Origin of the sequence: Bordetella parapertussis, assembly GCF_020735925.1 — a bacterium.
GTDB classification, from domain to species: domain Bacteria; phylum Pseudomonadota; class Gammaproteobacteria; order Burkholderiales; family Burkholderiaceae_B; genus Bordetella; species Bordetella pertussis.
Genome location: NZ_CP085971.1, coordinates 3372254 through 3397572 on the forward strand (window position 1 = coordinate 3372254; position 25319 = coordinate 3397572).

25 protein-coding genes, 1 pseudogene and 1 riboswitch are annotated in these 25319 nt (G+C 68.9%); of the genes and pseudogenes, 14 read left to right on the forward strand and 12 right to left on the reverse strand.

Annotation, left to right across the window (positions count from 1 at the left end):
* Window positions 1-45 precede the first annotated feature (45 nt).
* Complete coding sequence (locus LK409_RS15905; protein WP_003814185.1) at window positions 46-429, forward strand: thioredoxin family protein; 384 nt, start codon at window positions 46-48, stop codon at window positions 427-429.
* Between the two features lie 11 nt (window positions 430-440).
* Here LK409_RS15905 and LK409_RS15910 read toward each other — a convergent pair whose 3' ends face one another.
* From LK409_RS15910 to LK409_RS15920, 3 genes are all read right to left on the reverse strand, one after another.
* Entirely contained in the window at window positions 441-1874 is a 1434-nt protein-coding gene (locus LK409_RS15910) for a DEAD/DEAH box helicase (RefSeq protein WP_010929121.1), read from the reverse strand.
* Window positions 1875-2080: 206 nt separating this feature from the next.
* A complete protein-coding gene (locus LK409_RS15915; protein WP_003814188.1) occupies window positions 2081-2410 on the reverse strand; it encodes an AzlD domain-containing protein in 330 nt (109 codons plus the stop codon).
* A 2-nt stretch (window positions 2411-2412) separates the two neighbouring features.
* The gene (locus LK409_RS15920) at window positions 2413-3096 is read right to left on the reverse strand and encodes an AzlC family ABC transporter permease (protein WP_161952233.1); all 684 of its coding nucleotides are present in this window, start codon (window positions 3094-3096) and stop codon (window positions 2413-2415) included.
* Between the two features lie 182 nt (window positions 3097-3278).
* Between LK409_RS15920 and LK409_RS15925 the strand changes: the two genes are divergently transcribed.
* Genes LK409_RS15925 through LK409_RS15940 form a run of 4 tightly spaced genes read left to right on the forward strand, consistent with a single transcriptional unit; the run spans window position 3279 to window position 6020 of the window.
* Entirely contained in the window at window positions 3279-4199 is a 921-nt protein-coding gene (locus LK409_RS15925) for a branched-chain amino acid transaminase (protein WP_003814193.1), read from the forward strand.
* Between the two features lie 46 nt (window positions 4200-4245).
* Window positions 4246-4458, forward strand: coding sequence for a zinc-finger domain-containing protein (locus tag LK409_RS15930; protein ID WP_010929123.1), 213 nt, complete (start codon window positions 4246-4248; stop codon window positions 4456-4458).
* Window positions 4459-4480: 22 nt separating this feature from the next.
* Entirely contained in the window at window positions 4481-4903 is a 423-nt protein-coding gene (locus LK409_RS15935) for a YybH family protein (RefSeq protein ID WP_003814197.1), read from the forward strand.
* Between the two features lie 16 nt (window positions 4904-4919).
* Window positions 4920-6020 carry a YheT family hydrolase gene (locus tag LK409_RS15940; protein WP_003814199.1) on the forward strand — a complete coding sequence of 367 codons (1101 nt, stop codon included), beginning with the start codon at window positions 4920-4922 and terminating at the stop codon, window positions 6018-6020.
* A 96-nt stretch (window positions 6021-6116) separates the two neighbouring features.
* Here the strand turns inward: LK409_RS15940 and LK409_RS15945 are convergent, their stop codons facing one another.
* On the reverse strand, window positions 6117-7634 hold the full coding sequence (locus tag LK409_RS15945; protein ID WP_003814201.1) for a M48 family metalloprotease: 1518 nt from the start codon (window positions 7632-7634) through the stop codon (window positions 6117-6119).
* Window positions 7635-7709: 75 nt separating this feature from the next.
* On the opposite strand from LK409_RS15945, the gene galU reads away from it, so the two are divergent.
* The gene (gene galU, locus LK409_RS15950; protein ID WP_003814203.1) at window positions 7710-8549 is read left to right on the forward strand and encodes a UTP--glucose-1-phosphate uridylyltransferase GalU; all 840 of its coding nucleotides are present in this window, start codon (window positions 7710-7712) and stop codon (window positions 8547-8549) included.
* Between the two features lie 21 nt (window positions 8550-8570).
* On the opposite strand, the gene LK409_RS15955 is transcribed toward galU, so the two are convergent.
* From LK409_RS15955 to LK409_RS15970, 4 genes and pseudogenes are all read right to left on the reverse strand, one after another.
* Window positions 8571-9452, reverse strand: a complete 882-nt coding sequence (locus LK409_RS15955) for a cytochrome c oxidase assembly protein (RefSeq protein WP_010929124.1) — start codon at window positions 9450-9452, stop codon at window positions 8571-8573.
* An 81-nt stretch (window positions 9453-9533) separates the two neighbouring features.
* On the reverse strand, window positions 9534-10628 hold the full coding sequence (locus tag LK409_RS15960) for a porin (RefSeq protein WP_003814206.1): 1095 nt from the start codon (window positions 10626-10628) through the stop codon (window positions 9534-9536).
* 257 nt (window positions 10629-10885) lie between these two features.
* Window positions 10886-11245, reverse strand: coding sequence for a hypothetical protein (locus LK409_RS15965; RefSeq protein WP_010929125.1), 360 nt, complete (start codon window positions 11243-11245; stop codon window positions 10886-10888).
* A gap of 381 nt (window positions 11246-11626) precedes the next feature.
* Window positions 11627-12635: pseudogene (locus LK409_RS15970) on the reverse strand (sodium:calcium antiporter).
* 43 nt (window positions 12636-12678) lie between these two features.
* Window positions 12679-12872, reverse strand: a riboswitch (yybP-ykoY riboswitch).
* Between the two features lie 79 nt (window positions 12873-12951).
* Here LK409_RS15970 and LK409_RS15975 point away from each other — a divergent pair.
* Window positions 12952-14292 (forward strand): aminopeptidase P N-terminal domain-containing protein, encoded by a 1341-nt coding sequence (locus LK409_RS15975; RefSeq protein ID WP_010929126.1) that lies wholly within the window; start codon window positions 12952-12954, stop codon window positions 14290-14292.
* A gap of 9 nt (window positions 14293-14301) precedes the next feature.
* On the opposite strand, the gene LK409_RS15980 is transcribed toward LK409_RS15975, so the two are convergent.
* The gene (locus LK409_RS15980; RefSeq protein ID WP_003814215.1) at window positions 14302-14754 is read right to left on the reverse strand and encodes a TM2 domain-containing protein; all 453 of its coding nucleotides are present in this window, start codon (window positions 14752-14754) and stop codon (window positions 14302-14304) included.
* Between the two features lie 96 nt (window positions 14755-14850).
* On the opposite strand from LK409_RS15980, the gene LK409_RS15985 reads away from it, so the two are divergent.
* From LK409_RS15985 to ruvA, 6 genes are all read left to right on the forward strand, one after another.
* On the forward strand, window positions 14851-16032 hold the full coding sequence (locus LK409_RS15985; RefSeq protein ID WP_010929127.1) for a UbiH/UbiF/VisC/COQ6 family ubiquinone biosynthesis hydroxylase: 1182 nt from the start codon (window positions 14851-14853) through the stop codon (window positions 16030-16032).
* Window positions 16033-16097: 65 nt separating this feature from the next.
* Complete coding sequence (dusB, locus tag LK409_RS15990; RefSeq protein WP_023995141.1) at window positions 16098-17123, forward strand: tRNA dihydrouridine synthase DusB; 1026 nt, start codon at window positions 16098-16100, stop codon at window positions 17121-17123.
* A gap of 40 nt (window positions 17124-17163) precedes the next feature.
* Window positions 17164-17403, forward strand: coding sequence for a helix-turn-helix domain-containing protein (locus LK409_RS15995; protein ID WP_003814221.1), 240 nt, complete (start codon window positions 17164-17166; stop codon window positions 17401-17403).
* A 69-nt stretch (window positions 17404-17472) separates the two neighbouring features.
* On the forward strand, window positions 17473-19062 hold the full coding sequence (gene purH, locus LK409_RS16000) for a bifunctional phosphoribosylaminoimidazolecarboxamide formyltransferase/IMP cyclohydrolase (protein ID WP_010929128.1): 1590 nt from the start codon (window positions 17473-17475) through the stop codon (window positions 19060-19062).
* Window positions 19062-19610 (forward strand): crossover junction endodeoxyribonuclease RuvC, encoded by a 549-nt coding sequence (gene ruvC / locus LK409_RS16005; RefSeq protein ID WP_003820969.1) that lies wholly within the window; start codon window positions 19062-19064, stop codon window positions 19608-19610. The genes purH and ruvC overlap by 1 nt, the downstream gene beginning before the upstream one ends.
* A gap of 80 nt (window positions 19611-19690) precedes the next feature.
* The gene (gene ruvA / locus LK409_RS16010) at window positions 19691-20263 is read left to right on the forward strand and encodes a Holliday junction branch migration protein RuvA (RefSeq protein WP_010929129.1); all 573 of its coding nucleotides are present in this window, start codon (window positions 19691-19693) and stop codon (window positions 20261-20263) included.
* Between the two features lie 18 nt (window positions 20264-20281).
* On the opposite strand, the gene LK409_RS16015 is transcribed toward ruvA, so the two are convergent.
* Window positions 20282-21193 carry a complex I NDUFA9 subunit family protein gene (locus tag LK409_RS16015; protein WP_010927008.1) on the reverse strand — a complete coding sequence of 304 codons (912 nt, stop codon included), beginning with the start codon at window positions 21191-21193 and terminating at the stop codon, window positions 20282-20284.
* Between the two features lie 75 nt (window positions 21194-21268).
* Window positions 21269-22237, reverse strand: a complete 969-nt coding sequence (locus tag LK409_RS16020; RefSeq protein WP_010929130.1) for a threo-3-hydroxy-L-aspartate ammonia-lyase — start codon at window positions 22235-22237, stop codon at window positions 21269-21271.
* A gap of 122 nt (window positions 22238-22359) precedes the next feature.
* Between LK409_RS16020 and ruvB the strand changes: the two genes are divergently transcribed.
* Window positions 22360-23433 (forward strand): Holliday junction branch migration DNA helicase RuvB, encoded by a 1074-nt coding sequence (gene ruvB, locus LK409_RS16025; protein ID WP_003820965.1) that lies wholly within the window; start codon window positions 22360-22362, stop codon window positions 23431-23433.
* A gap of 6 nt (window positions 23434-23439) precedes the next feature.
* On the opposite strand, the gene recQ is transcribed toward ruvB, so the two are convergent.
* Window positions 23440-25260, reverse strand: coding sequence for a DNA helicase RecQ (recQ, locus tag LK409_RS16030; protein ID WP_010929131.1), 1821 nt, complete (start codon window positions 25258-25260; stop codon window positions 23440-23442).
* Window positions 25261-25319 lie beyond the last annotated feature (59 nt).

Below are 25319 nucleotides of genomic sequence, written 5' to 3' on the forward strand. Positions count from 1 at the left end.
GGATATGCCGGCTATGATAGTCAAACACGCTGCGATTTGCCCACAATGCCGCTACACGTACCTGGTTCCGACATCCCCACCCTGCGCGCCGCCCTGGCGCGCTCCGACGCCTGGCTGGTTGCCTGCTTCTGCGCCGCCTGGTGCGATACCTGCCAGCAATACCGGCCCAAGCTGCTGGAGCTGGCGCGGGCTCGGCCGGGACATACCTTTGCGTGGATCGACATCGAGGACCACCCGGACCTGCTGGGCGAGGAAGACGTCGAGAACTTCCCGACGCTGCTGGTGCAGGCGCATGGCAAGGTGCTGTTCTATGGCCCGATGCTGCCGCATATCGGCCATCTGGAGCGCCTGCTCGACAGCCTGGATCCGCAAGGCAGGCCCGTGGCAACCGGCCTGCCCGACGTGGCGCGGCTGCTGGCCGCGGCCTGAAGCGGCGCCGCTCAGCCCTTGCGGCTGCCGCCCAGCAGCACTGCCAGTTGGCGCTTGGGCGCGTTGCTGCGCCCTTCCTGCTTGGGCGTCTCGGGCGAGGCCGGCTGGCCGTTGGCAGGCTCGTAAGGCTTGTAGAAGAGTTCGTCGACCGGCTGGCGCGGCGCGGCCGCGCCTGAAGTGCGGCGTTCGCCGCGGTGGCGGTCGGCGCCACGCTCGCGCGGGGCGTCGCGGTCGCGGCCATGGCTGCGCGCAACCAGGTCGGCCGGCAGTTCCAGCTTGCCGCGCGGCACCTGGCGCTTGATCAGCTTCTCGATGTCGAGCAGATAGCGCTCTTCGTCGGCGGTGAACAGGGCGATCGCCTCGCCCGACGCGCCGGCGCGGCCGGTGCGGCCGATCCGGTGGACATAGTCTTCGGCGTTGTACGGCAGGTCGTAGTTGATGACGCAGGGCACGCCGGCCACGTCCAGGCCGCGCGCCGCGACGTCGGTCGCCACCAACACTTCCAGATCGCCGGCCTTGAACGCCTCGAGCGCCTTCATGCGGTCGCCCTGGGTCTTGTCGCCGTGGATCGACTCGGCCTTCACGCCGTCACGCTCGAGCTGGCGCGCCAGCCTCGCGGTGCCGATCTTGGTGTTGGAAAACACGATGACCTGCTTCAGGCCGCGCGACTTGACCAGGTGCACCACCGCCGCCCGCTTGGTATCGCCATGCATCTGGTAGGCGATCTGCGTGACGGTGTCGGCCGTGGCGTTGCGCGCGGCGACTTCGATCTCCACCGGGTGGTTCAGGTACGAACGGCCCAGCTTGCGGATTTCATTGCTGAACGTGGCCGAGAACAGCAGCCCCTGGCGCTGCGCCGGCAACAGGCGGATGATGCGTTCGAGATCGGGCAGAAAGCCCATGTCGAGCATGCGGTCGGCCTCGTCGAGCACCAGGATGCCGACCTGGCTGAGGTTGACGTTCTTCTGCTCGACGTGATCGAGCAGGCGCCCCGGCGTGGCCACCAGGACTTCGCAACCGCGCCGCAGGGCTTCCTTCTGCGGACCGATGTCCACGCCGCCGAACACCACGGCGCTGCGCAGCGGCGTATGCAGGCTGTAGCGCTTGACGCTTTCGTAAACCTGGTCGGCCAGTTCCCGCGTGGGCGTGAGAATGAGGGCCCGCACCGGGTGGCGCGCCGGCGATGCGCTGGTATTGGCCAGCGGCATCAGGCGATGCAGGATCGGCAGCGTGAATGCCGCCGTCTTGCCGGTGCCGGTCTGGGCGGCGCCCATCACATCGCGGCCTTCCACTACGACCGGAATCGCCTGCGCCTGAATCGGCGTGGGATTCGTATAGCCGGTGTCGGCAATCGACTTGAGCAGTAACGGATGCAGGCCGAAGTCTGCGAAAGTGCGCGTAGGCGCGTCGGTAACAGGCGCGTCGGAGGAGGTAGATTCAGTCATTAAGATGGGCAGATGCCGGGGGCTGCAAAAAGAACAAGAACGGACGTACGGCCAGGCCCGGATTGCTTGTGGATAACTTATTTTAGCGCACCGGCGGCCCGGGGCGCCCACGCGGGCTTTTTTGCCGCCGGGCCGCCCCAAGGCAAAAGCCCCCCTGGGGGGCAGCAAGCTGGCGCAACGAGCGCAGCGTGGGGGCTTTTCTACCCTCAGCCGGCCAGCCAGCGCAGGCCCCACAGGGCCACCATCCCGACCACGATCACCAGCACCGCGCTGCGCGTACGCAGGAACGCCATGATGGCAAGAACGCCAGCCACCAGCTTGTAGTCGAACGCCGGCCCGAGGCCGGCTTTCCAGGGCAGCAGGTCCGGCACGACGATCGCCGTCAAGGCCGCCGCCGGCGCGTAGCGCAAGGCCCGCCGGACGCCATCGGGCAGGGGAATGTAGTCGCCGAACAGCATGAAGCCGGCCCGCGTCAGCACGCTGCATAGCGTCAACAACAGGATGGCGCCGTAGACGTAGAGATCTCTGTCCGACATGGTCAGGTGCGCCCCTTGAAGAAGCGTTCGGCCCAGATGCCGGCCACGATGCCCGCCGCCAGCATCGACACCAGCATGGGCTTGGAATTGGCCAGCGGCACCGTGATGGCCAGCAAGGCCAGCACCGCGGCGAAGTCCAGCGACCAGGCTTCCGGCACCAGCGACCCCAGGTAGATGCCGACGATCGAGGTCACCTGCCAGACCATCCAGCCGGGCGCCACCGTGCCCAGGAAGAACCACAGTTGCTCGCGGGTGCCGCGTTCGGCGGCGTCGCCAAAGCGCGGCATGAACAGCACGAAGCCCATGTCGGTGGTGAAATAGCCCAGCCCCAGGCGCCGCGGCCAGGACATATGGCGGAAATAGGGGTGCAGGGCCGCGCCGAAGATGAGAAAGCGCGGGTTGACCACGAAGCCGGCGGCGAAAATCAGCCACAGCGGCGCGCCGGTGGCGATCAGCGGCAGCGAGGTCAGTTGCGCCGATCCGGCGTACATCAGCAGCGTCATGGCCAGCGCCATGGACTCGGTCAGCCCGGACTTGACCATGACCACGCCCGTGACCATGCCCCAGGTGCCGGTGGCGATCAGGGCGGGGGTAATGGCGCGCACGCCGGCGCGAAAGGCGTCCGCGCGTTCCTGCCGGGCCTGGCGGGCGTCTTCGAGCGCGGAAGTGGCAGGATCAGAAGCCAAGGCGCAGCCCCTGGCGATACGGACAGGACGACATGGGACTCACAGGAGAAACGAAACGCGCGACCGGCCAGGCAGACGCCAGGCGGCGCGCAAACCGCGCGACGGGCGGCCACGCCGCCAGCACGACATCATTGTAACCTCGCTGCTTGATACAATACGCGCCTCTATAGAGGGAGAACATCATGTCGATGTCGGACCGCGACGGCTTCATCTGGTATGACGGCAAGCTGGTGCCTTGGCGCGAGGCCACCACGCACGTGCTGACCCACTCCCTCCACTACGGACTGTCCGTCTTCGAAGGCGTGCGCGCCTACGAAACCGCGGCCGGCACCGCCATCTTCCGGCTGCAGGACCACACCAACCGCCTGTTCAATTCGGCCCACATCTACCAGATCCCGCTGCCGTACGACCGCGACACCCTCAACGAGGCCCAGCGCGAAGTGGTGCGCGCCAACGGCCTGGCATCGTGTTACCTGCGCCCGCTGGCCTTCTATGGCTCGGAAAAAATGGGGGTCTCGCCCAAGGGCGCCCAGGTGCACGTGGCCATCGCCGCCTGGCCCTGGGGCGCCTATCTGGGCGAGACCGCCCTGGCGCAGGGCATCCGCGTCAAGGTGTCCTCGTTCGCGCGCCAGCACGTCAACGTCACCATGCCGCGCGCCAAGGTGGCCACCACGTACGCCAATTCCATCATCGCCAATGCCGAAGCGCTGCAGGATGGCTACGACGAGGCCCTGCTGCTCGATACCGAGGGTTTCGTGGCCGAAGGCGCCGGCGAGAACATTTTCATCGTCAAGGACGGCGTGCTGTGCGAGCCCGAGATCGCCTCGGCGCTGACGGGCATCACCCGCTCCACCATCCATGCGCTGGCCGCCGACCTCGGCCTGCGCGTCGTCACCAAGCGCCTCACACGCGATGACGTCTACATTGCCGACGAAGCCTTCTTCACTGGCACCGCGGCCGAGGTCACGCCGATCCGCGAGGTCGACAACCGGCAGATCGGCGCCGGCCGCCGCGGCCCGGTCACCGAGAAGCTGCAGCAGGCCTTCTTCGACCTGGTCAACGGCCGCAACCCCAAATACCAGCATTGGCTGACCCCGGTATGACCGCCAGCCACGCTGTCCACGCTGTCTTTTTTTTCAGGAATCACTCATGACCGCCGCCGCCCAAGCCGCCGTCCCCGCCCACGACGCCATCGAAGTCGGGGCCGAAGACCTGCCCGTGTACTGCGCGGGCCCGAAAGCGCCCCTGTGGAGCATGCATCCGCGCGTCTTCCTCGACGTCACCCATACCGGCCAGGCCAGCTGCCCGTACTGTGGCGCCGCCTACCGCCTCAAGCCCGGCACGGTCGTCCACGGCCACTGAAATCCCTACCGCCATCGCCACCATGTTTGCCACGCCCGACGAAGCCGAACACGCGTTCTACGAAGCACTGGAACATGCCGACCTGGATCGTCTGATGCAGGTCTGGTCCGACGACGAGGAAATCGCCTGCATCCATCCAGGCGGCCTGCGTATCGTCGGGCACACGGCCGTCCATGAGTCGTGGCAGCAGGTCCTGGCCAACGGGCCGCTGCACCTGCGGCCGCTGCGGCCGCTGGTCATGCAAAGCATGATGTGCGCCGTGCATGTGCTGGTCGAACAAGTGACGGTAATGACGCGCGAAGGCGCGCAGTTCGCCAATTGCTACGCCACCAACGTCTATCACAAGGGGCCGGCCGGCTGGCGCATGGTGCTGCACCATGCCTCGCAGGCGCCGGCCGAGGCCGGGGTGCTCGACCTGCACGACTTCCCCGACCGTCTCCACTAAGGGCGGGTGGATCTCGTTGGCTGCCTCCAGAATCGACCTGACGCCCTGCCCCGTTCCGCCCTGGCTGCCCGACCGGCATAGCCAGACGGTATACGCGGCGGTGCTGGCCCAATACCACCGCATCGCTTTCGTGCGCGAGCGGGTCGACACCCCCGATACCGATTTCGTCGACTTCGACTGGACCGGCCCTGGCCTGTTCCCGCACAAGACCGCCGAAGGCGCCGCGCCCGCCGGCCCGGCGCCGCAAGGCAATGGCCGCATCGCGGCGGCGCGCTGGATCACCGCGACCGACTGGGCCTCGCTGCCGCAAACGGCCGACACGCCGGCGCTGATCCTCTTCCATGGGCTGGAAGGCGGCAGCACCAGCCGCTACGCGCAGTCGATCGCCCATTATTTCCGGGCGCGCGGCTGGATCGTCGTCATCGCCCATTTCCGCGGCTGCTCCGGGGTCCCCAACCGGCTGGCGCGCGCCTATTATTCGGGCGACTCGGCCGAAGTCGGCTTCATGCTCGATACCGTGCGCGCGCGCATCCCGCACGCGCGCTGGCACGCGGTGGGCGTTTCGCTGGGCGGCAATGCCTTGCTCAAGTACCTGGGCGAACACCACGACGAGGCCAGCTGGCTGGCCGCCGCGGCCGGCGTGTCGGTACCCCTGGACCTGGTGGCCGGCGGCAAGGCCCTGTGCACCGGCTTCATCGCACGGCGCATCTACACCGCGTACTTCCTGAAGACCATGCGGCGCAAGGTACTGGAGAAGGCCAAGCGCTTTCCGGGCGCCATCGACGTCATACGCATCGCCCACGCGCGCGACCTGCGCGACTTCGACGATGCCTATACGGCGCGCATGCATGGCTACCGCAATGCGCTGGACTACTGGACGCGCGCGTCCAGCAAGCCCTGGCTGGCCCATATCAAGACGCCCACGCTGGTGCTCAACGCCCGCAACGATCCGTTCCTGCCCGAAAGCGCCCTGCCCATCCCGGCCGAATGCTCGGACAGCGTGCTGCTGCACCAGCCGGCCGAAGGCGGCCACGCGGGGTTCCCTACCGGGCCGTTCCCGGCGCACCTGAACTGGCTGCCGCAGCGGCTGGGACGCTTCTTCGAGATGGGCAGCTGAGGCCCGGGCCTCGGCGAGCGTCCTCCGCCACTGGGCATACAGCCAGCAATCGCGCGGCTGGCCGCGCAACGCTGCCGGCATCCATGCTTGCCCGCCTCAGCCCGACTTGAACCGTTCCAGCAGCTGCCGCTCGTCGGCCAGCTTCTGCTTGATTTCGCGGATCGAAACGTCGATCTGCGACTGCTCGTAGAAATCGTTCGACAGGCCGCGCGCCTGCTGCAGCTGCGACTCGGCCGAGGCATAGGCGCCGGTCAGGTCGTAGTAGCGCGCCATGTTGCGGCGCGCATCCACCGGGTGGCCGGTGCGTTCTTCGCTTTGCGCAAGCAGCTGGTACAGGCTGGGCTCGTCGCCGCCCCACTGCCTGGCGCGCTCGCGCAAATAGGCCTGCGCGTCGGCATGCCGGCCGGCAGCCTGCAGCGCCTGGGCGTAGGCAATGCCCAGCGCCTTGCGATCCGGCCAGCGCTTGACGGCGGCTTGCGCCAGCGCCAGCGCCTGGTCATTGTCCTTGGCAGCCACGGCGACGTCGATCGCCAGGCGGGCCATCTGGGGCGAGGAACGGCCGCCCGCCCCCGCCTGCTCCAGGAAGGCGCGCGCCTGGGCCAGGTCGTTGCGCTGGAACGCATACAAGGCCAACCCATAGAAAGCGGCCGCCTGCCGCACGCCCGACAGCGCGCGCGACTCGTCCTGCAGCTGCTGCTGCGCGGTGCGCAGGCTGAGCGCATCGCGCCCCTGCGCCACCCGCATCTTGGCGCGGATGAACCAGAAATCGTCGCTGTCCACATGGCGCGAGCCCGGCAGGCCGCGGATGCGGTTCTGTACGTCGGACATCCGATCGATCGACAAGGGGTGAGTACTGGCCCATGCGCCGCCGCCCATGCCTTCGTTCAGGCGCGACGCATTCATCAGGCGCGAGAACATCTGGGCCATGCCGTCGGGGTCGTAGCCGGCCTTGGCAAGCATCTGCAACCCGGTGCGGTCGGCTTCGCGCTCGGCATCGCGCGAAAAACCCAGTTGACGATTGATCGCCGCCGCCTGGCCGAACGCGGCCACCCCCATGGCGAGGTTGCCTCCGCCGCCGGCCAGCGCCGCCAGCAAGGCGCCGGCCAGGCTGGCCAGCATCACCATGCTGTTCTGGTTCTGCTGCGTCATCCCCCGGGCGATATGGCGCTGGGCAACGTGGCCGATTTCGTGCGCCAGCACCGCCGCCAGTTCCGATTCGCTCGCCGAGGACACGATGAGGCCCGTGTTGACGCCGATATACCCGCCCGGCATCGCGAAAGCGTTGATTTCCGGATCGCGCACGCCGAACATCTCGACGTGCGGCGCGGCGCCTGGAGCGAACGAAGCCAGCTTGCGCCCCATGGTGGTCAGGTACTGGCGCAGTTCGGGATCGTTGATATAGGTGGGGTCCCGCCGGCCCTGGGCCATGATGGCGTCGCCCAGTTGGCGCTCCAGCATGGGCGAAAGCTCGGAGGCGGACGCCGCGCCCATTGAAGGCAGGCCGGAAGGCTGCCCCACCGCCGGCGCGACCGGCAAGCCCAGCGCCAGGCTCAACGCCGCGGCAAGCGCGCGCCTGCCCAGCGATGGCGAAAATGTCAGGTTCCAGCGGTTCATGGCACTATGATAGCCAGAGGTGGTAAAAAGTTTGCCGCTTCGACAAATTTTCCCGCACTTCCCCCTGGAGTTTTCATGCAAGTTGTCCGCAAAGCCGTCTTTCCCGTGGCCGGTATGGGCACCCGTTTTCTGCCCGCCACCAAGGCCATGCCGAAGGAAATGCTGCCGGTCGTGGACAAACCCCTGATCCAATATGCCGTCGAAGAGGCCGTCGCCGCTGGGATCACCGACCTCATCTTCGTCACGGGCCGCAACAAGCGGGCCATCGAAGACCATTTCGATGCCGCCCCCGAGCTGGAAACCGACCTGGAAGCGAAGGGCAAGCACGAACTGCTGGCGCTGGTCCGCGACATCCTCCCCGCGCACGTGAACTGCCTGTACATCCGCCAATCGGCCCCGCTGGGCCTGGGACATGCCGTGCTGACGGCCGCGCCGGCGGTAGGCAACGAGCCCTTCGCGGTGCTGCTGGCCGATGACCTGATCGACGCCGACACGCCGGTGCTCAAGCAGCTGATCGACGTGGCGGTGGCGCGCCAGGGCAGCGTGCTGGGCGTACAGGAGGTGCCGCGCGAAGACACGCGCAAATACGGCATCGTGGCCAGCCAGCCAGTCGATGCGCGCACCGAGCGTGTCACCCACATCGTCGAGAAACCCGCCCCCGAGCAAGCCCCCACCACCCTGGCGGTCGTCGGCCGCTATGTGCTGGAGGCAGCCATTTTCGACCATCTGCGTGCCACCACGGTCGGGGCGGGCAATGAAATCCAGCTGACGGACGGTATCGCCGCGCTGCTGCGCGAACGCGACGTCTATGCGCACCGCTATGACGGCAAGCGCTATGACTGCGGCAGCAAGGCGGGCATGTTCCAGGCCACCGTGGCCCTGGGCCGCAAATACCACGGCCTGATTCCGGAATAAGGCCGGGTATCGAGGCCGCGCTCAGGCGGCCGGACTGGTCGGACTCCCGGCGGCCCGCTGCCGGGCCCGCGCCGCGCGGTCCTGCGGCCGCAGGCGGCCCTTGCCCGACAGGCGCATCAAGGTGCCCAGCGCCACCAGCAGGCCCACCACTTCGACCAGCGCCGCCGGTATCCACATGGTCAGCCCGCCTATGGTCTGATCGGTCTGTGCCGACATGGCGATGGCCCGGCCGCACAGTTCGAACAGGGGATACAGGTCGCGCTCGGTAAAGGCGATGACCGCGCCGGCCACCATTTGCGGCGCCATGGTCAGCGCCGGCGACAGCACACGCCCGCCCGGCGTCATGGCCGCGGGAGGACTGGGGCGGCGATCAAGAATGAGGTTCCAGTACATGAAACCGCTGATGACGACCGACCAATTCATCAGCCGGTACAGGCGCCAGTCGAGCATGGAATAGAACTGGACGGAAGGCAGCAGCCACACCAGCACCAGGAAGACGAACAGCGTCGGCACGAACACCTTGTGGGTCAGCACCGCCGCCAGCGCCCGCCCCGTGCCGGTACGCAGGAAGTCGCGCAAGCGCACGCGCCACGCCATGGGCAGGCCGGCACGCATCGCCGAACCGGGGAAAGCCGCCATCACCAGCAAGGGCCCCAGATGGTGCAGCACCAGGTGCTGGGCGCGGTGGATGAAGAACATGCGCTCGGCGTAATAGTCCAGCCGCGTATGCATCGACAGGTACAGCAGCACCATGCCCGACCAGAACAGCCATTGGCGTGCCGCGGTCACGTGATGCACGTGCTGTCCACGCACGAACAACACAATGGCGACGACAAACGCCGCCACCAGCGTGGGCGAAAATTCCCAAGGTATGAGCCACTCCAGCCAATCCATGCGCGTCATCCGAAAACAGCCAGCAGGTGGCGAGGCGCGACGCCTCGCCGCCTGATTGTAGTTGACGACGCGCTGAAAGGCCGGGAATGCTCAGAAGCGCTGGGTCATTCCCACGCCAAACCGCGTGGCGCGGCCCACGTCGGAGGCGAAGGGGTCTTCCGGATCGTAGCCTTTCATATACCCGCCATAGGCATAAAGGCTGGTGCGCGCGGAAAGATCCTGGCGATAGCCCAGCGTCACGACATAGGCCTTGCTTGCCTGCTGGCCATTGGCCCAATGCCAGTCGGGGCGGGCCATGGAGCCCTGCACCAGCCATGCGCCATTGCCGTGCACGGGCACTTCCAGACCCAGCAGCCATGCATTGATGGCGCCACCATGGGCGAACGGCTCCGGGCCCAGGCCGATCTGGCCGCCACCGTTCAGGCCCACGAAACCGTTGCGCTGGCGCGACCAGGCTAGCGCCATCTTGAGCGCCTCGAAGTCGTACGTGAAACCGGCCTGCAAGGCTTGCGGCGAGCGGCCGCCGGTTGCCGACGTGTCGTGGAGGTTGAGCTTGTCCCAGGTGAAGGCGGCCAGCAGCGGGCCATCCTCGTACTTGAGACCGGTGCTGAAAGCCGGGCTGCGGTCGAACCGCCCGGTGTCGCCGCTTTCGACGTCGAAGGCGTAGCCCACCCCCCATTGCCAGCCGGAGAACTCCGGCGACAGGTAATTGACCAGGTTGTTGACGCGATAGTTGTCGGACGCCTTGAACAGCGCCCCCATGCCCATGTCGCGCCACGAGGCGATTTCGAGCTGGCCCCCGTATTGCAGGCCGATGGACTGCTGGCGGCCCAGGCTCAATTCGCCAACGCCGGCGTGGCCCAGGCCGACCCAGGTGCCGTAGTCGAACAGCCGGGCGTCGTCGTTGCGGGTGCCGTTGGCGGCGTCGAAACCGCTTTCCAGGCCGAACGACGCCCGCCAGCCGCCGTCCAGCTCCTCGGTGCCGCGCAGGCCCCAGAGGTTGTCGGTCTGCCCCCCGCCGAGCACCTGCTGCCGCGTGCCCAGGCCGGACACGCGCGTGGTGGCCAGCCCCACGTCCACCACCCCATACAACTCGAGCTGGTTGGCGGCCCTTGCTGGCGCGACGGACCAGAAAACGCTGGAAGAGCCGGCCGCCATGGCGGCCACGACGAGAAGACGACGCATGCCTGGAACTCCCGAATCAAGGGTGAAAACAGGGTTCAGCCTAGCGCGCCGCGTCGTACCCGGAGGTTAGCCAAGAAGAAAAGCAGACTGGTCCGACGCCAAAACCCGCAGACATTCACCTGTCCCGGAGCCAAACCGCACGCGGAGATACAAGAATGGAAGAAAAGCGCCTAGACCGCCGGCGTGCGCGGCCGCGCCGGTATGGCGCCGGCCGCGCGGCGCGGCTGGAGGGAGGAAGCGCGCATGGCCCGCGCGGTTCAGGCCACGGCCTCGGCACAGGCGCGCGCGCTGGCTGGCTCGGCGGCGCCGAAGCGCAGCTGCTGTACCGCCGGGTTGGCGCTGAGGCGGCGCGCCTGCGACATCAGCTCGGCGCGCAGCTCGGGCGGGCAGCTGACCGTGATGCAGGCCGACGCCAGCTCGGCGTCGCGGCCGCTGTCGACCTGGAACTGGGCCACGCTCAGGCCGGCGGCCGAGAAATCCAGGCAGATCTGCTTGCGCACGGCGCCCAGCGCATCGCGCGGGCAGACGAAGGTAAGGCGGGAGGTGCCGCGGCGTTGGCTGAGCGCATGGGTGCGATCAACCCCGGCACGGCGCAGGAACAAGTCAAAGAAACGCATGTCGACCTCCGTTACTGAGCGGAATCGGACTGCGGATACGCGCGCACGCGACAACCACGCAGCAAAGGCGGCGCACGACGATACGCGCGCGGACTTACGCTGGCGGCAGGCGGCGGTTCTGGCGGATTTGGTGGGAAGGCCCGGCGCGCTGCGCGTCGGACATACCGCACCCTGCATGACAGGATGCGGCAGATGGGTGCTCTGCTTGCGTCCTGTCAGGCAATAGCGTCGATGCAAGATCGACTACTGTCGCCGGAATCGGTATTCACAGAACAACTCCAGGGGATATAAACACGTCGATTCTACTCGGGTTTCTACTAATAAACAACACTTTTGGGCCGCCGCCGCGCTGAAACGGCCAGCGTGGCGGCGTCATGCGGCTCAAGCGTAGAAATGCCAGCCCAGGTATCCCGCGAACAGGGCGTACAGGCCGCCCACCGCCGACAGCGCCGGCACGCTCATGGCGGCGCGCCGGAAGCGCAGCCACAGCAGCAGGATCGCCGCCAGGGTGAAGCCGCCGGCGGCGAGCAAGGGGGCGTCGAGCAGCCACGGCGTCAGGAAGATGCCCAGCGCGCTGGGAATGGTGGCCTGGATCATCATGGCGCCGGAAATATTGGCCAGTGCCAGGCGCTCCTTGCCCTGCCGCACCCAGATCAGGGCGTTCATGATTTCCGGCAGTTCCGTGGCCACCGGGGCAAGCAGCAGGGCCGCCACGTGCGGCGAGGCGCCCATGGCCAGGCCCAGCAGCTCGATCTGGCGCACGAACACGTGCGAAGCCAGCGCGATCACGGCCAGCGCCAGCACCGTCTGCGTACAGGCCCAGAACAGGCTGGGGCTGGGATCGCGCGGCCGCAGCTTGAGCGGCTCAAGGTCTTCGCAATCCAGGCACTCTTCCTCGCGGGTCAGTTCGCGCTTGACGTACAGTCCGTAGACCGCCAGGAACAGCAGGCCCAGCCAGGGCCTTCCAGGCGAATGCCAGCAGGCCCAGCGCCACCTTGAACACGAACACGCCCATGAACCAGGCCTGGTCGCGCGCCAGGCGCCGCTGGTCGGCATTGATGGCGGCCTCCACCTGGCTGGAGCCGGCGCGGCGCGTGCACGCCAGCGTCAGCCCCACCACGGCATAGGCCAGCGTCGCCAGCACCAGCGGTCCGCCCATCGCGGCGCCCACGCCGATATCCTTCTGCTCGGGCGTGGTGCCGAACACCACGGCCATGAACGTGACGGCGCTTTCCGGCAGCGCCGTGCCGAAGGCCGCCAGCACGGTGCCGGTCGCGGTGGCCCCGAGCTTGAAGCGGTGGCCGACCCATTCGACGCCGTTGACGAAGAACTCGCACGCGAAATAGATGATCGCGGCCGAGAGGAAGAACAACAGCAGGGTGATGAACATGATGACGCGGCCGGACGAGCAGATCCCCATGGCACGACGACGCGGCTCGCCCGGCAGGGTGAACGCATCGCGGCCAAAGGTCTCGCCGGGCTGCTGCGCGCGGATGATCCGTGCGTGCGGGCCGTCAGCGCCATGGGGTACGAAACCACCAAGTGTGTTGACGCTGACTCTCTGGAGCCGGCCTCTGTTCGGAGGCGGATCCGGGGATAGAGATGGCTACTCCCCAATGACAGTGCGCGGATTGTAGCAGGCAATCTGCCTGGCCGGCGCGCGGGCGCGGTAAAGTAAAAGGCCCCGTATCCGAGCGCGCCACGCAATGAGCCTGCCTCCCGACGACATCGCCCCGTTTGCCGCGCGCCGCCGGCGCCTGATGGATCACATGCGCGCCGCGGGCGGCGGCATCGCCATCCTGCCCACCGCGCCGCAGGCCTTGCGCAATCGCGACGCCGAGTACCCGTACCGGCACGACAGCGATTTCTTCTACCTGACCGGCTTCACCGAGCCCGAGGCCTGGCTGGTGCTGGTCGCCGGCGCCACCGATCGCGCCCTGCTGTTCTGCCGCGACAAGCATCCCGAGCATGAGATCTGGGAAGGGTTCCGCTTCGGCCCCGAGGCGGCCGCGGCGCGCTTCGGTTTCGACGACGCCCACGGGATCGGCACGCTGGACGAACTGGTGCCCGCCCTGCTGCTGGACCAGCCCGCCCTGTGGACGCCCGTGGCGGCCAGCGCGGCGCTCGACGAACGGGCGCGCGGCTGGCTGGCCGCGGCGCGCGCGCAGGGCCGCAGCGGCCGCCTGGCGCCGGCCGTGCTGCGCGACCCCGCCCCCGTCCTGGCCGGCATGCGGCTGGTCAAGGACGCCGCCGAGATCGCCGCCATGCGCCGCGCGGCCAAGATTTCGGCCGCCGCGCACCAGCGCGCGATGCGCGCGGCCCGTCCCGGCATGCGCGAGTATGAGCTGGAGGCCGAGCTGCTGTACGAATTCCGCCGCCAGGGCGCGCAATCGGTGGCGTACAACAGCATCGTGGCCGCCGGCGCCAATGCCTGCGTGCTGCACTACCCCGCCGGCGACGCCGAACTGCGCGACGGCGACCTGGTGCTGATCGACGCCGGTTGCGAATACGACAGCTACGCCGCCGACATTACCCGCACTTTCCCGGTCAACGGCCGGTTCAGCGGACCGCAGCGCGCGCTGTACGACCTGGTGGCGCACGCCCAGGAGGCGGCCGTGGCGGCCACCGGCCCGGGCCGCAGCTGGAACGACGGACGCGAAGCGGCGGTACGCGTGCTGGCCCAGGGCATGCTGGACGAAAAACTGTTGACGGGATCGCTGGACGGGGTGCTGGAATCGGGCGCCTACAGCCGCTTCTACATGCATCGCACCGGGCATTGGCTGGGCCTGGACGTGCATGACGTGGGCGATTACCGCGGCGCCGGGCCGGCCGGCGCGCCACGCCCGTGGCGCATGCTCGAGCCGGGCATGATGCTGACGGTGGAGCCGGGCATCTACGTGCGCGCGGCCGACGACGTGCCGGCGCGCTTCTGGGATATCGGCATCCGGATCGAGGACGACGCCCTGGTGACCGAGGAAGGCTGCGAACTCATCACCCGCGGCGTGCCGGTGCAGGCGCGCGAGATCGAAGCCCTGATGCGCGAATAGCGGCGCGCCCTAGAACACGTAGCCGTCGAGCCAGCCCATGGCGACCCAGGTGTAGACCACGACCATCGCGACGGCGAACATCGACGCGATGGCGCCCACCAGCACACCGAATATTGCCACCAGCACCGGCCCCCAGCCGGTGCGCGAGACCTGCCCCAGCCCGGGGTTGTACAGGCGATCGAATTTCTCGTCGGGCATCAGGCTGAACACCACCCCTTCGATGAACCCGTCGATCATGGGAATGAACAGCAGGAAGAACGCCGGGTTGTCGTACCAGACCGGAAACCACTGGGTGGCCGCCAGGCACAGGATGGCCGCCAGGGTGACCATCCAGGCGCGGCGCCGCCCCAGATACCACCAGTGCGCGCCGATCCAGCCCAATGCGCAGGCCAGCAGGCCCAGGGCGATCTTGCTGCGCGGCCGGCGGGCGGCGCCGGGAACGGAAAGGTGTGCCTGCGTCATGTCGGATTGTGAGGAAATCGGAAAAGCGGCGCGTGCCGGACAGGGGCATTTTAGGGGCTGGCGCGGCCAAGGGAAGCCCCGGAGGGAACGGGTAGAATGCGCTGCATGACTCTGCCCGCCTACGATATCGCCATCCTGGGCGCCGGCCCGGTCGGCCGCGTGCTGGCCCTGCTGCTGGCGCGCCTGACGCCGCAGCCGCAGCGCATCGCCCTGCTGCAAGGCGGCGCGGGCCTGCCCCCGACGCCGGCGGGCACGCTCGGCCCGGCCGCCGACCCGCGCGTGCTGGCGCTGAACCACGGCAGCCGGGTGCTGCTGGAATCGCTGCGCGCCTGGCCGGCCCATGCCGCCGAGATCCGCCATATCCACGTTTCGCAGCGCGGCCGCCTCGGCCGCACGGTCATCGACCGCGAGGATTTCGACGTGCCGCAACTGGGCAATGTGGTCGCCTACGCGGCCCTGCATGCGCAGCTGGAACAGGCGGTGCAGGACTGCGGCGTTACGGTCTTGTCCGGCCCGCCTGCCCGCGTCGACGGCCAGGATGGCGAAGGCCTGACGGTGCGCCAGGGCGACGCCGCGCTGCATTGCCGGCTGGCCGTCCAGTGCGACGGCGCCGGGGGCAGCGACGTGCGGCGCGACTATGCCCAGCACGCGGTATTGACCAGCGCCCACGCCACGCTGCCGCGGTCCGGCTGGGCCTGGGAGCGCTTTACCAACGAAGGTCCGCTGGCCATGCTGCCGCACCCCCAGACGCCGGAGGCCTACTCGGTCGTATGGTGTTGCGCGCCGCCGCGCGCCCAGCGGCTGGCCGGCCTGGATGACGAGGCGTTCTCGCGCGAACTGACCGAGGCGTTCGGCACCCGGCTGGGGCGCCTGCGCAGCGCGGCGCCGCGCCACGTTTTCCCGCTGGAGCTCAAGGCGCGCCATGCGCAGGCGCACGGCCGCCTCGCCACGATAGGCAACGCCGCCCAGACGCTGCACCCGGTGGCCGGCCAGGGCCTCAACCTGGGGCTGCGCGACGCCGCGCAGCTGGCCCACGCCCTGCCCGACTGGCTGGCCGCCCCGCAGGCCGACCCATCCCCCCTGCTGGCCGCCTTTGCCCGCGCCCGGCTGGCCGACCGCTGGGTGACCGCCGGCCTGACCGACCTGATGCCGCGCATTTTCGCCACCGGCCTGGCCCCGGTCGAACACGCCTGCGGACTGGCCCTGCTGGGGCTGGACATCGCCGCGCCATTGCGCGCGCCGCTGGCTCGCCATCTGTTGCAAGGCCTCAGGGTCTGACCCTGAAACAGGGTCCGCGCGATCCGGAAAAATGGGGATGGACGCAAGGCGGTTAAAATGTGCGCATGCGCATCGGTCCGTGGTCCCTTCCCAACAACGTTCTGGTCGCCCCGATGGCCGGGGTGACGGATCGTCCCTACCGCCAGCTCTGCAAGCGGCTGGGGGCGGGCTATGCGGTCTCGGAAATGGCCGCGAGCAACCCGCGGCTGTGGGACAGCGTCAAGACCTCGCGCCGCTTGAACCATGAGGGCGAGATAGACCCGATTTCGGTGCAGATCGCCGGCGCTGACCCCACGATGATGGCGGAAGCCGCCGCTTTCAATGTCGCCAAGGGCGCCCGCATCATCGACATCAACATGGGCTGCCCGGTCAAAAAGGTGTGCAACGTGGCGTCCGGCTCGGCGCTGCTGCGCCACGAAGACCTGATCGTCCGCATCCTGGAGGCCGTGGTGGCAGCCTGCGCGCCGCTGGGCGTGCCGGTGACGCTCAAGACCCGCACCGGCTGGGACCGCGAGCACCGCAACGCCTTGCGGGTGGGCCGCCTGGCCGAACAGGCGGGCATCGCCGCCCTGACCCTGCATGGCCGCACCCGCGCCGACCTGTACACCGGACAGGCCGAGTACGACACGATACGGGCCGTCAAGGCCGAACTGAAGATTCCCGTTATCGCCAACGGCGATATCGATTCGCCCGAGAAAGCGCGCCAGGTCCTGGATTACACTGGCGCCGACGCCGTCATGATCGGCCGGGCCGCGCAGGGGCGTCCCTGGATATTCCGGGAGATCGACCACTACCTGCGCACCGGCGCCAGGCTGGCGCCGCCGTCGTACGGCGAGATGCGCGACCTGCTGCTCGAACACCTGGACGACCACTACCGCTTCTATGGCGAACACACCGGCGTACGCACGGCGCGCAAGCACATAGGCTGGTACCTGGACGACCTGCCGGGCGCAGCCGCGTTCTGCGCCCGCATGAACCAGATCGACAACACGCGCGAGCAATGGCGCGCGGTGGCCGACTGGTTCGACACCATTTTGCGCGAGGGCCGCGACCAGCAGGCCTTTGTGGCGCAACCCCTGCTGGCGGCATGACCGCCAGTCACCACCAACATAAAAACACTCTGCACTCAAAATGAGCAAGAAAGATGTCCTGGAAGAATGCGTGCGCGCCAGCCTGGAGCGCTATTTCGAAGACTTGGGCGACTCCGAGCCCCACGACATGTGGGACATGGTGATGCGCTGCGTGGAGCGCCCGGTTCTCGAAGTGGCCCTGGAGCGCTCCGGCGGCAACCAGTCGCGGGCATCGGAAATGCTCGGCATCACGCGCAACACCCTGCGCAAGAAGCTGCTGGCGCACAACATCCAGCCGTAGAACATCGCCCTTTTCCCGTATCCCGCGCCCTGCTCGCCCGCGACGGCGGCGCCCCACCTGCCTGCTGACATGAAAATCGAAACCGCCCTGCTCTCGGTGTCCGACAAGACCGGCATCGTCGAATTCGCCCGCGCCCTGACCGCTCGCGGCGTGCGCCTGCTGTCGACCGGAGGAACCGCCCGCCTGCTGTCCGAAGCCGGCCTGGCCGTCACCGAGGTCGCCCAGCACACCGGTTCGCCGGAAATCCTGGAAGGCCGCGTGAAGACGCTGCATCCCAAGATCCACGGCGGCCTGCTGGCGCGGCGCGACAGCGCCGAGCACATGGATACGATCGCCGCCTGCGGCATCGATCGCATCGACATGCTGGTGGTCAACCTGTACCCGTTTCGCGAAACCGTGGCCAAGCCCGACTGCACCTTCGCCGACGCCATCGAGAACATCGACATCGGCGGCCCGGCCATGCTGCGCGCCGCGGCCAAGAACCACGGCACCGACGCCGGCGGGGTGACGGTCGTGATCGATCCGGCCGACTACTCGCGCGTGCTGGCCCAGATGGACCAGGGCGGCAGCACCTCGTACGCGCTGCGCCTGGAGCTGGCGGCCAAGGTCTACAGCCATACCGCCGCCTACGACGGCGCCATCGCCGCCTACCTGACCAGCCTGGCCGAGGCCGCCCCGGCCCAGGACGCGGTGCCCGCGCGCAACGAATGGCCCGGCACCCTGACCATCCAGGTGCGCCAGGAGCAGGCGCTGCGCTACGGCGAGAACCCGCACCAGACCGCGGCGTTCTACGTCGACGCGCAGCGTCCGGCGGGCCTGCTGGGCAACTATCGCCAGCTGCAGGGCAAGGAGCTGTCGTACAACAACATCGCCGACGCGGACGCGGCCTGGGAATGCGTGCGCAGCTTCGACAGCACCGCCTGCGTCATCGTCAAGCACGCCAACCCGTGCGGCGTGGCGATCGGCGACGGCACGCTGCACGCCTACCAGCAGGCCTTCAAGACCGACCCGACCTCGGCCTTCGGCGGCATCATCGCCTTCAACCGCCCGGTCGACGCCGCCACCGCCGAAGCGGTCAGCGGCCAGTTCCTGGAAGTGTTGCTGGCCCCCGCCTACGACGGCGCGGCGCTGGCCATCCTGGCGGCCAAGAAGAACGTGCGCGTGCTGGAAGTGCCGGCCGGCCCGGGCCAGAACGCCTTCGACATCAAGCGCGTGGGCTGCGGCTGGCTGGTGCAGAGCCCGGACGCCTACAACGTGCCGCGCGACGCGCTGAAAGTGGTCAGCAAGCGCCAGCCCACCGAGCAGGAAATGAACGACCTGGCGTTTGCCTGGAAGGTCGCCAAGTACGTCAAGTCCAACGCCATCGTGTTCGTGGGCGGCGGCATGACGCTGGGCGTGGGCGCCGGCCAGATGAGCCGCATCGACTCGGCCCGCATCGCCTCGATCAAGGCCGAGAACGCCGGCCTGACCCTGCGCGGTTCGGCGGTCGCCTCGGACGCCTTCTTCCCCTTCCGCGACGGCCTGGACGTGGTGGTGGCGGCGGGCACGACCTGCGTCATCCAGCCCGGCGGCAGCGTGCGCGACGACGAAGTGATCGCGGCGGCGGACGAGCATGGCATCGCCATGGTCCTGACCGGCACGCGCCACTTCCGCCACTGATGCGCGTACTCGGCATCGACCCCGGCCTGCGCCGTACCGGCTTTGGCGTCATCGATGCCGAGGGCATGCGCCTGCGCTACGTCGCCAGCGGGACCATCGTGGTCCCGCCGGCGCTGTCGCTGCCCGAACGCCTGAAGGTCATCCTCGACAACCTGCGCGAAGTCGCGCGCGAGACCCGGCCCGACGTCGCCGCGCTGGAAATCGTCTTTCTCAACACCAACCCGGCCTCCACGCTGCTGCTGGGACAGGCGCGCGGCGCGGCCCTGTGCGCGCTGGCCGACAGCGCGCTGGACGTGCACGAGTACACCGCGCTGCAGATCAAGAAAGCCGTCGTGGGCACCGGCCGCGCGGCCAAGGAGCAGGTGCAGATGATGGTGCAGCGCCTGCTGTCGCTGGACGGCACGCCCGCGCCCGACTCGGCCGACGCGCTGGCCTGCGCCATTTGCCATGCCCACGTCGGCCCGCTGCACGACAGGCTGGACCGCCTGGGCACGGCCGCGCAACTGGGCAGCCGCCCGCGCCTGCGCAACGGCCGCCTGGTCGGCTGAGCGCGGCGCGGCGGCGCTGCGTATAGAATGCGGGCAAACGCCGCCGCCGTGGCGGCGCCCTCATCCTGGCCTGTCACCCCATGATCGGACGCATTACCGGAACCCTCATCGAGAAATCGCCGCCCGTCGTCTGTGTCGACGTCAACGGAGTGGGCTATGAAATCGATGTCCCCATGAGCACCCTGTACGCGCTGCCCGAGACCGGCGCGCGGGTCACCCTGTTCACCCACCTGGTGGTGCGCGAGGATGCGCAGCTGCTGTACGGGTTCGGCAGCAGCGCCGAGCGCAGCACGTTCCGCGAGCTGATCAAGGTGACCGGCATCGGCGCGCGCACCGCGCTGGCGGTCCTGTCGGGGCTGTCGGTGGCCGAGCTGTCGCAGGCCATCACGCTGCAGGAGACCGGGCGCCTCACGCGCGTGCCGGGCATCGGCAAGAAGACCGCGGAGCGCCTGCTGCTGGAGATGCGCGGCAAGCTGGGCGCGGACATCGGCGCCACCCCGCACGCGGCCGGCGGCCACCAGAGCGATATCCTCAACGCGCTGCTGGCGCTGGGCTACTCCGACAAGGAGTCCCAGGCGGCGCTCAAGAAGCTGCCCGAAGGGGTGGACGTATCGGAAGGCATCCGCCTGGCGCTCAAGGCCCTGGTCCGCTAGGACCGGCGGGCAGCGCCCCTAGCGCCGCGCCAGGTAGGCCGGCGCGACCGCCTCCAGCGCGGCGGGCGGCGCGGCCAGCCCCGAGGGCGCGGCGCCGCTGGCCACGTTGTCGCGCGTGAGCGAATCCAGGTTGTCGCGCGAGACCAGCGGGTCGCCGGGCAGGCATTCGAACAACAGCGCCTGCATCCGGCCCAGCGCCATCGGCATTTCGCATACCGGCCGCGGGTGGCCGCTCCAGAGCGCGCACAAACGCACGATTTCACCCAGGGTGTAGACCTGCGGGCCGCACAGCTCGTAGATCTTGCCGGCCGTATGGCCGTTGGCCAGCGCCGCCATCATGGCGTCGGCCACGTCGCCCACATAGACCGGCTGCATGCGCGAACGCGCGCCGGCCAGCGGCAGGACGGGAAACAGGCGCGCCAGCCGCGCGAACATCCGGGTGAAGTTGTCGTCGGGACCGAACACCACCGAGGGCCGGAACAGCGTCCAGCCGCCCGTGGCGCCGAACACGCGCTGGATGGCGGCCTCGCCGTCGCCCTTGGAGCGCAGGTACATGCTGGGGCCGCCGCTGTCGGCGCCCAACGCGCTGACGTGCAACATGCGCGCCACGCCGTTGCGCACGCAGGCCTGGGCAATGCGCTCCGGCAACAGCACGTGCGCGCGGGCGAAGCCGGCGCCGTAGGGACGTCCGCGGCCGCCATGCAGCACGCCCACCAGGTTGACGACCGCATCGCACCGGTGCATGAGCCGGTCCAGCTCGGCGTCGTCGTGCACGTCCGCTTCGATCAGGGTGACCGTGGGCAGCACCTGCAGGTCCCGCCCCTTGTTGTAGCGGCGCGTCGGCACCAGGACCTTGTGCTCTTGCGCCGCCAGGCGCGCAACCAGATGACGGCCGATGAAGCCGGTTCCGCCGATGACAAGGATACGCATCGCGCAGCCCCCTGTAGCATCATTGTCGACCGGTCCATTCTGCCCTGCCCCGGGCGCGCCCGCAAGGGCGCGCGCTCAGTCGGCCAGCAGGCGCGCGTAGACCGGCAGGTCGACGTTGCCGCCGCTGATGATGACGCCGACGCGCTTGCCGGCCGCCTCGGGGATGAGTTTGCGCAACGCGGCGGTGGCGGCCAGGCAGCCGGTGGGTTCGACCACCATTTTCATGCGCTCGGCGAAGAACCTCATGCTTTGCACCAGTTCGGCATCGCTGACGGTCAGGATGTCCGCCACCTGCTGCTGGATGATGGCGAAGGTCAGCCGGCCCAGGTGCGTCGTGACCGCGCCGTCGGCGATCGACTTGGGGGCGGCGATGGTGACGATCTCGCCCTTGCGCAAGGAGTGCTGGCTGTCGTTGCCGGCCGCCGGCTCGACGCCGTAGACGCGGCAGGCCGGGCTGAGGGCCCGCGCCGCCAGGGCCGAGCCCGCCAGCAGTCCGCCGCCGCCCAGGCACACGAACAGGTAGTCGAGTTCGCCGACCTCGTCGAACAGTTCCTTGGCGGCGGTCCCCTGCCCGGCGATCACGTCGGCGTGGTCATAGGGCGGGATCAGCGTGGCGCCGGTTTCTTCCTGCAGCCGGCGCGCGATGGCCTCGCGGTCCTCGCTGTAGCGGTCGTAGGTGACGATCCGGCCGCCGTAGCCCTCGGTGGCCGCGCGCTTGGCCGCCGGCGCGTCCTGCGGCATGATGATGGTGGCCTGCACGCCCTGCAGGCGCGCGGCCAGGGCGATGGCCTGGGCATGGTTGCCCGACGAAAACGTCACCACGCCGGCGCGGCGCTGTTCGGGCGTCAGGCGGGCGATGGCGTTGTAGCCGCCGCGGAACTTGAACGCCCCCATGCGCTGGAAGTTCTCGCACTTGAAAAAGACCTGCGCGCCCGCCATGGCGTCGGCGGTGGCCGAGGTCAGCACGGGGGTGCGATGCGCCACGCCAGCCAGCGTGGCGGCCGCCTGTTCGACGTCGGCATAAGTGGGCAATTGGGGCTGCATGGGGGAATCCTCGATGGGCGGGCTGCGATTGCCGCATCATATCGCTATCGCCGGCGCCCGGCGGGCGCAAGGCCTGCCCGGGTGGTGTACGATGCCTTTCGCGCACGCCCAGATCCGAATTTATGGCCATTCAGTCCGACTCGCTCTCTTCCCTGCCCGATTCTCCCCGCATTGTCGCGCCGCAACCGGTGTCGCCCAACGAGGAGTCGATCGAACGCGCCCTGCGGCCCAAGGCGCTGGAAGAATACGTCGGCCAGCAGCGCGCGCGCGAACAGCTGGAGATCTTCATCGCCGCCGCGCGCAAGCGCGGCGAGGCGCTCGACCATGTCCTGCTGTTCGGCCCGCCGGGCCTGGGCAAGACCACCCTGGCGCACATCATCGCGCACGAAATGGGCGTGCAGCTGCGCCAGACGTCCGGCCCCGTGCTAGAGCGCCCGGGCGACCTGGCGGCGCTGCTGACCAACCTGGAACGCAACGACGTCCTGTTCATCGACGAGATCCACCGCCTGTCGCCGGTGGTCGAGGAAATCCTCTATCCGGCGCTGGAAGACTTCCAGATCGACATCCTGATCGGCGAAGGCCCGGCCGCGCGCAGCGTCAAGCTGGACCTGCAACCCTTCACGCTAGTGGGCGCCACCACCCGCGCCGGCATGCTGACCAATCCGCTGCGCGACCGCTTCGGCATCGTGTCGCGGCTGGAGTTCTACAACACCGACGAACTGGCCCGCATCGTCACGCGCAGCGCCAGCCTGCTCAACGCCGACATCACCGCCGACGGCGCGCACGAAGTGGCGCGCCGCTCGCGCGGCACACCGCGTATCGCCAACCGCCTGCTGCGGCGCGTGCGCGACTATGCGCAGGTCAAGGCTCACGGCGTGATCGACCAGGACGCCGCCGGCCGCGCGCTGGCCATGCTGGATGTGGACCCGCAGGGCCTGGATGTCATGGACCGCAAGCTGCTCGAGGCCATCGTGCACAAGTTCGACGGCGGCCCGGTCGGCGTGGACAGCCTGGCGGCGGCGATCGGCGAAGAGCGCGACACCATCGAAGACGTCATCGAGCCGTATCTGATCCAGCACGGCTACCTGCAGCGCACGCCGCGCGGCCGCACCGCCACGCTGACGACCTGGCGCCACCTGGGGCTGAACCCGCCGGCCGCGGCGAGCGGCGGCACGGGCGAGCTGTTCAGCAAGTAGGCGCCGTTACGGGCGCTGCACGCAGCGCAGGATTTCCTCGCCGTAGGCTTCCAGCTTGCGCGCCCCCACGCCGCTGATGTGGCTGAGATCGTCCAGCGACTCCGGCCGGGCCAGCGCGATCTCGCGCAGGGTGGCGTCGTGGAAGATCACATAGGCCGGCACCCCGTTGCTCTTGGCAACCTCGCCGCGCCAGCTGCGCAGCGACTCGAACACCGGCTTGGCCTCGGCCGGCAGGTCGATGGGGTCGGGCCGCGCGCGGGCGCCCGCGCGCGAGCCGCGCGGCTTTTTCTCGGCCTCGCGGCGCAGCATGAGCTGATGCTCGCCCTTGAGCACGGCGCGGCTGCCCTCGGTCAGCGCCAGGGTGCCGAAACCCTCGTGATCGACCGCCAGCAGGCCCTGGGCCAGCAGCTGGCGCAGCACGCCGCGCCAGGCATTCTCGGACAGGTCGGCGCCCACGCCGAATACGCTCAGGGTTTCGTGGTCGTGCTGGCGCGTGCGGTCGGTGCTCTTGCCGCGCAGGATATCGATGATATGGCCGGCGCCGTAGCGCTGGCCGCGCTCCTTCCACAGGCGGTACACGGCCGACAGCACTTTCTGCGCGGCGACCGTGCCGTCCCAGGCCTGCGGCGGTTCGAGGCAGACGTCGCAGTTGCCGCAAGCCGTGATGGTCTGCCCGAAGTAAGCCAGCAGGCACACGCGCCGGCATTCGACGGTTTCGCACAGGCCCAGCATGGCATCGAGCTGCTGGCCGAGCCGGCGCCGGTAGGCATCGTCGCCGGGCGACTCGTCGATCATGCGGCGTTGCTGCACCACGTCCTGCAGGCCATAGGCCAGCCACGCCGAGGCCGGCAGCCCGTCGCGGCCGGCCCGGCCGGTTTCCTGGTAGTAGCCCTCGACCGACTTGGGCAGGTCGATGTGCGCCACGAAACGCACGTCGGGCTTGTCGATGCCCATGCCGAAGGCGATGGTGGCCACCATGACGATGCCATCCTCGCGCAGGAAGCGCGCCTGGTTGGCGGCGCGCACCGCCGGGCTCAGGCCAGCATGGTAGGGCAAGGCGTTGACGCCATTGGCGCACAGGAAGTCGGCGGTTTCCTCGACGCGGGCGCGCGACAGGCCGTACACCACGCCCGATTCGCCTTCGTGCTCGCTGCGGATGAGGTCCAGCAGCTGGCGCCGCACTTCGTTCTTCTCGACGATGCGGTAGCGGATATTGGGACGGTCGAAGCTGGCCACGAAATGGCGGGCTTCGTCCAGGGCCAGGCGCTGCGCGATCTCGCTGCGCGTGGCCGCGGTGGCGGTGGCCGTCAGCGCGATGCGCGGCACCTCGGGCCAGCGCTCGTGCAGCATCGACAGCCCGAGGTATTCGGGCCGGAAATCATGCCCCCATTGCGAGACGCAGTGCGCCTCGTCGATGGCGAACAGGGCGATGCGTCCGCGCTCGAGCAATTGCAGGCAGCGGTCGGTCAGCAGGCGCTCCGGCGCCACGTAGAGCAGGTCCAGCTCGCCGGCCAGGAATGCCTGCTCGACCTCGCGCGCCACGCGCCAATCCTGGGTGGAATTGAGGAACGCGGCCCGCACCCCCAGTTCGGTCAGGGCGTCGACCTGGTCCTGCATCAGGGCGATCAGGGGGGAAACCACGATACCGGTGCCTTCGCGCACCAGCGCGGGCACCTGGTAGCACAACGACTTGCCGCCGCCGGTAGGCATCAGCACCAGCGCGTCGCCGCCGCCGATGACGTGATCGACGATGGCTTGCTGGTCGCCACGGAAGGATTCGTAACCAAAAACGCGCGCAAGCACGCCCAGGGCGCGCGGGTCAGACATGGGTAGCAGGCAGATGCATCATGGCGGGGATTTTAAGCCCCAGCGCCGGCCTGTCCCTA